This window comes from Streptomyces katrae (assembly GCF_000966975.1).
GTDB lineage: Bacteria > Actinomycetota > Actinomycetes > Streptomycetales > Streptomycetaceae > Streptomyces > Streptomyces katrae.
Genome location: NZ_JZWV01001183.1, coordinates 1 through 6,015, shown reverse-complemented (window position 1 = coordinate 6,015; position 6,015 = coordinate 1). Strand labels below are relative to the sequence as shown.

Annotated in this window: 4 protein-coding genes; all 4 read right to left on the bottom strand. The window is 73.7% G+C overall.

All coding sequences use genetic code 11. The features are described from left to right. The coding region (locus VR44_RS34625) for a PP2C family protein-serine/threonine phosphatase (protein WP_045951609.1) at positions 1 to 686 on the bottom strand (686 nt) is incomplete at its 3' end. A 172-nt stretch (positions 687 to 858) separates the two neighbouring features. After that, positions 859 to 3,387 carry a phenylalanine--tRNA ligase subunit beta gene (gene pheT / locus VR44_RS34620; protein WP_045951608.1) on the bottom strand — a complete coding sequence of 843 codons (2,529 nt, stop codon included), beginning with the start codon at positions 3,385 to 3,387 and terminating at the stop codon, positions 859 to 861. Further along, positions 3,387 to 4,514: a phenylalanine--tRNA ligase subunit alpha gene (gene pheS, locus VR44_RS34615; RefSeq protein ID WP_045951607.1), complete on the bottom strand. Its 1,128-nt coding sequence runs from the start codon at positions 4,512 to 4,514 to the stop codon at positions 3,387 to 3,389. Before pheS ends, pheT begins: the two co-directional genes overlap by 1 nt. 167 nt (positions 4,515 to 4,681) lie before the next feature. Beyond that, complete coding sequence (locus tag VR44_RS34610; protein ID WP_094192111.1) at positions 4,682 to 5,980, bottom strand: sensor histidine kinase; 1,299 nt, start codon at positions 5,978 to 5,980, stop codon at positions 4,682 to 4,684. Positions 5,981 to 6,015: the final 35 nt, after the last annotated feature.

Sequence of the window (6,015 nt, the reverse complement as noted above, 5' to 3'; positions counted from 1 at the left end):
ATGGCCCCGCAGGGTTCCCGGAGGACGGCTCGGCGGAGGAGGTACGGCCACGGGTGGCCGCAGTTGAGGGCCAGGACCGTGCCGTCCGGGGCGATCTGGAGGAGGAGGACCGTCACGAAGTCCTCCGAGGACGGGGACTCCGGATCGGAAGGGCAGGCCGACGGATGCTCGGCCCGGGCGCGCTCGCGCAGGTGCCGCTGCAGGGAGCGCTCCATGCGGAGCAGGACCCCGCCCAGGGCCGGCTCGTCGTACGCCGCCTCGCGGAACGAGCCCAGGACCGCCGCGGCCCCGCCCAGCGCGGGGAGCCCGTGGCCCCGTACGTCCCCGATCAGCACCCGCACCCCGTACGCCGTCGGCACCGCCTCGTACAGGTCCCCGCCGACCGCCGCCCCCCGGCTCGCCGACAGCTGGGCGGCGCAGAGCGCCAGGCCGTCGATCCGCCCGGGCAGCGGCCGCAGCAGTACGCGCTGGGTGGCCCCGGCGATCTCCCGCGAGCGCCGCAGCTCGGCGATGAGACCCCGCCGGGTGTGCAGGGCGCAGCCCGTGGCCAGGATCAGGAAGGCCGCGCAGCTGGCGAGGCTGGGCACCAGCGGTCCCGGGGTGGACAGCTCCCAGGACACCGCGGCGCCGCCCCAGGCGAGGACGCACGCCAGGCGCGCCCGGTGCGTTTCCCGGCGCGTGATCATCCGTAGGACGCTCCCCTCCGGCTCGTCGGCCGGAACGATTGTGTCGACCTCCTGACGTACCGGACATGGCCCGCCGCCGTTCTCACCCGAATGAGTGAGGATCGTCCGGAATGCACGAGGGGCCCGTCCGGTGGTCCGGACGGGCCCCTCAGCGGGTCCTGCTGACGGCGGATCAGGCGCCGCGCAGCACCGCCCCCGTCCGCTCGCCGGCGAGGGCCACCGCCGCGTCGCGCGCGGCCGTGGACTCCTCGGCGGTCAGGGTGCGGTCGGGCGCGCGGAAGCGCAGCGCGTAGGCGAGGGACTTCTTGCCCTCGCCGACCTGCTCACCGGTGAACACGTCGAACAGCCGCAGCGATTCGAGCAGTTCGCCGGCGCCCTCGCGCAGCGCGGCCTCCACGGCCGCGGCCGGGACGGACGCGTCGACGATCAGCGCGACGTCCTGGGTCGCCACCGGGAAGGTGGAGATCCGGGGCGCCTGGAGGGCCTCGCCGCCGGCCGCCGCGAGGCGGTCGAGGTCGAGCTCCATGGCGCTGGTCCGGGCCGGCAGGCCGAGGGCCTTGACCACGCGCGGGTGCAGCTCACCGGCGTGGCCGATGACCGTCTCCGCGCCGTCGAGGGTGACGACCAGCTCGGCGCAGCGGCCGGGGTGCCACGGACCGTACTGGCCCTGGCGGACGACCAGCTCGGCGCCGGCCTCGACGGCCAGCGCACGGGCGGCCTGGACCGCGTCGGCCCAGTCGGCCGGACGGCCCTTGCCCCACCAGCCGGCCTGCTCGCGGGCACCGGCCAGCACGACCGCGGCGTACCGCGGCTGCGCGGGCAGGGCCGCGTCCAGGGTGGCGATCTCCTCGTCCGTGGGACGGCGGTCGACCGGCAGCCTTACGGCGGCACCCGGCTGCCCGCCGGCGCGGAAGACCGAGCCGGTCTCGAAGAGCGCCAGGTCGTGGCTGCCGCGGCTGTCGTTGCGGCGCAGCGCGCCGAGCAGACCCGGCAGCAGCGTGGTGCGCAGCGCCGGCTCCTCGTCGGAGAGCGGATTGACGAGCTTGACGACCCGGCGGCTCGGGTCGTCCGCGGGCAGCTGGAGCTGGTCGAAGACGCCCTCGCCGATGAACGGGTAGCTGAGCGCCTCGACGTAGCCGGCGCCGGCCAGGGCGCGGCCGACGCGGCGGTGCAGCTGCTGGCGCGGGGTCAGGCCACGGCCGGAGGGCACCTGCGGGAGGGTGGACGGGAGGTTCCCGTAGCCCTCCAGGCGGATGACCTCCTCGGCGAGGTCGTTCGGCGCGGCGAGGTCGGGCCGCCACGAGGGGACGGTGACGACGAGCTCGTCCTGGCCGTAGACGTCGCAGCCGATCTCCTGGAGGCGGCGCACGACGGTCTCGCGGCCGTAGTCCATGCCCGCGACGCGGTCCGGGTGGTCGGCGCGCATCGCGATGGTGCGCGGGGCGCCCGGGGCGATGAGCTCGGTGACCCCGGCCTCGGCCGTACCGCCGGCGAGCAGCACGAGGAGGTCGACGGTGCGCTGCGCGGCCGCGGCGGCGGCGAGCGGGTCGACGCCGCGCTCGAAGCGCTTGGAGGCCTCGGAGGACAGCTTCAGGCGGCGGGCGGTGCGCGAGATCGACACGGAGTCGAAGTGCGCGGCCTCGATGACCACGTCGGTGGTGCCGGTGACGGCGCCCGTCTCGGGGTCGGTGACCGAGTCGGCGATCTCGGTGTTGGCGCCGCCCATGACACCGGCGAGCCCGATCGGGCCGCTGTTGTCGGTGATCACCAGGTCCTCGGCGTCGAGGATCCGCTTGACCCCGTCGAGGGTGGTGAACTTCTCGCCCTGCTCGGCACGGCGGACGCCGATCTCGCCGTCGAGGCGGGAGCGGTCGTAGGCGTGCAGCGGCTGGCCGAGTTCGAGCATCACGTAGTTGGTGATGTCCACGGCGAGCGAGATCGGGCGCATGCCGGCCTTCTGGAGGCGGCGGGTGAGCCAGATCGGGGAGCGCGCCTCGGGGTCGAGGCCGGTCACCGTGCGGGCGGTGAAGCGGTCGCAGCCCTGCGGGTCGGAGATCTTCACCGCGTAGCCGTACGAGTTCGGCGCGGGCACGTCGAGCAGCGCCGGGTCGCGCAGCGGCAGGCCGTAGGCGGTGGCGGCCTCGCGGGCCACACCGCGCATGGACATGCAGTAGCCGCGGTCCGGGGTGATGTCGATGTCGAGGACCTCGTCGACGAGCTGGAGCAGCTCGATCGCGTCGGTGCCCGGCTCGTACTCCGGCGGCAGCACGATGATGCCGTGCGTGCCGTCGTCGCCCATGCCGAGCTCCTCGCCGGAGCAGATCATGCCGTGCGAGGTCTTGCCGTACGTCTTGCGCGAGGCGATCGCGAAGTCGCCGGGCAGGACAGCGCCGGGCAGGACCACGACGACCTTGTCGCCGACGGAGAAGTTGCGGGCACCGCAGACGATCTCCTGCGGTTCGCCGGTGCCGTTGGCGGTGCCGACGTCGACCGTGCAGAAGCGGATGGGCTTGCGGAAGCCCTCCAGCTCCTCGATGGTCAGCACCTGGCCGACGACGAGGGGGCCCTTGAGCCCGGCGCCGAGCTGCTCGACGGTCTCGACCTCGAGGCCGGCGTCGACGAGCTTGGCGGCCACGTCGCGGCCGGTCTCGCCTGCGGGGAGGTCGACGTACTCCCGCAGCCAGGAAAGCGGGACGCGCATCAGATCTCACTCCCGAACGGCCGGGTGAAGCGCACGTCACCCTCGACCATGTCTCGCATGTCTTCAACGTTGTGGCGGAACATCAGCATCCGCTCGATGCCGAACCCGAAGGCGAAGCCGCTGTACTTCTCGGGGTCCACACCGCAGGCGACGAGCACCTTGGGGTTGACCATGCCGCAGCCGCCGAGCTCGATCCAGCCCTCGCTGGAGCAGGTACGGCAGGGGCGGTCGGGGTTGCCCACCGACTCGCCGCGGCACACGTAGCACTGCATGTCCATCTCGGCGGACGGCTCGGTGAAGGGGAAGAAGTGCGGGCGCAGACGGGTGGTGGTCTGCTCCCCGAAGAGCTCCTTGACCATGTGGTCGATGGTGCCCTTGAGGTCGGCCATGGTCAGGCCCTCGTCGACGGCGAGGAGCTCGACCTGGTGGAAGACCGGGGTGTGCGTCGCGTCGAGCTCGTCGGTGCGGTACACGCGGCCCGGGCAGACGATGTAGACGGGGGGCTTGCGCTCCAGCAGCGAGCGCGCCTGCACCGGGGAGGTGTGGGTGCGCAGCACGACGCCGGACTCGTCGCCCGTGGTGCCCTCGGGGCCCTGGACGAAGAAGGTGTCCTGCATCTGGCGGGCCGGGTGGTCGGGCGTGAAGTTGAGGGCGTCGAAGTTGAACCACTCCGCCTCGACCTCGGGGCCCTCCGCGACCTCGTAGCCCATGCCGACGAAGATGTCCGCGATGCGGTCCATCAGCGTGGTCAGCGGGTGGCGGGCGCCGGCGGGCACGCGGTCGTAGGGCAGCGTGACGTCCACCGCCTCCTCGACCAGCACCCGCTCGTCGCGCTCGGCCTCCAGGGCGGCCATGCGGGCCCCGAAGGCCTTGTTCACGGCGCCGCGGGCCTGTCCGACGCGCTTGCCCGCCTCGGCCTTGGCCTGGGGCGGCAGGGCGCCGATCTCGCGGTTGGCGAGCGCGAGGGGCGAGCGGTCGCCCATGTGCGCGGTCTTCGCCTCGCGGAGCTCGTCGAGGTCGCCGGCGGACGCGAAGGCGGCGAGCGCCTCGTCCCGCATGCGCTCGATCTCTTCCGGTTTCAGTGCCTCGACCTCGACAGGGTCGTACGACTTGTTCGGTGCCGACATCTCTTCCCGTACTTCCGATGGCTGGCTGGTGGGTCCCCGCACGACGCGCACGACTCGATCGCTGATCGGTGTGATCGGCACAAGGACACAAAGGTGCCAAAGGACGAGTCTAAGGGCCGCCGGGGGTGAGGAAGCCCGTGGGCCGCCTGGCGAGACTCTCCGCAGGGTTACTGGGTGAGGTAGGCCGGCGCGCTCACGGGCAGCATAAATCGGAACTCCGCGCCGCCGCCGGGCCCGCGCCCGACGGTGATGGTGCCGCCGTGGGCCTCCACGATGCCCTTGACGATGTACAGGCCCAGGCCGGTGCCGCCGCGCTTGCTCCCCCGCCAGAAGCGGGTGAAGACGCGGGCCATCGACTCCTCGGGGATCCCGGGGCCTTCGTCGGTCACGGTGACGGCTGTTCCCTTCTCGTACGGCGCTACGTCGATGGTGACCGTTCCGTCGCCGTGCCGCACCGCATTTTCGAGGAGGTTGCCCAGGATCTGGTCGATCTTGTCCGGGTCGGCCCACAGGTCGGGGAGCGGCCGGCTGACGCGTACGAGGAACCGCTCGGGGGCCTGGCCGTTCGCGGTGAGGGCCTGCACGTGCCGGCCGACGGCCGCGGCGATGTCCACCGGCTGCCGGCGCACCTCCAGGCGGCCGGAGTCGATGCGGGAGATGTCGAGGAGTTCCGCGATGAGGCGGGTGACGCGGTTGGCGTCGGCGTCGACGGTCTCCAGCATCAGCCGCTTCTGGTCGTCGGTGAAGCGCTCCCACTTGGCGAGGAGGGTCGCCGTGAAGCCCTTGACGGAGGTCAGCGGGGAGCGCAGCTCGTGCGCGACGGTGGCGATCAGTTCGGCGTGGCTGCGCTCGGTGCGGTGGCGCGCCTCGGTGCCGCGCAGGGTGACCACGAGGCGGCTCAGCGGGCCGGTGGGGTGGGTGCGCACGTACCGGGCGGAGACCAGTACCTCCCGGCCGCCGGGCAGCAGCAGGTTCCGCTCGGGCTGGCCGCGCCGGGTGGCGAGGCCGCCGTACGGGTCGGTCAGCGCCCACCAGCGGCGGCCCTCCAGGTCCTCCAGCGGGAGCGCGCGCTCGATGCGGGCGCCGAGCGCCTGGGCGGCGGTGATGGCGGTGATCCGGGAGGCGGCCCGGTTGAAGCAGACGACGTGCCCGGTGTGGTCGGCGACGACGAGCCCGTCCGGCAGCTCGTCGGGGTCCAGGCCGAAGCCGTGCCCCTGGCCGGGGGTCCCGCCGGTGTCCGGGGCGGGGGCGCGGCCGCCGGCCCCGCCGTCCGGGCCGCGCCGGTCGGGGCACGCCTGCGGCGGCACCGACCCCAGGGTCTCCCGGCCTCGCGGGTGGACCGGCGGGATGCCGGGGCCGGCCGCGGACGGGCCGGGACGCCCCGCGTCCGGGGGCGCGGGGGCGTCCCCGAACCGCTGCTCGGCCGCACCTGCGGCCCCGGGCGAGCTGTTCGTGCCGACGGTCATGTCCCCGTACCCCACATCTCCGGGTAGCTCAGTGG

Coding starts and splice junctions, on each gene's coding strand:
- pheT (WP_045951608.1), bottom strand. CDS start 3,387: ATGCGCGTCCCGCTTTCCTGGCTGCGGGAGTACGTCGACCTCCCCGCA.
- pheS (WP_045951607.1), bottom strand. CDS start 4,514: ATGTCGGCACCGAACAAGTCGTACGACCCTGTCGAGGTCGAGGCACTG.
- VR44_RS34610 (WP_094192111.1), bottom strand. CDS start 5,980: ATGACCGTCGGCACGAACAGCTCGCCCGGGGCCGCAGGTGCGGCCGAG.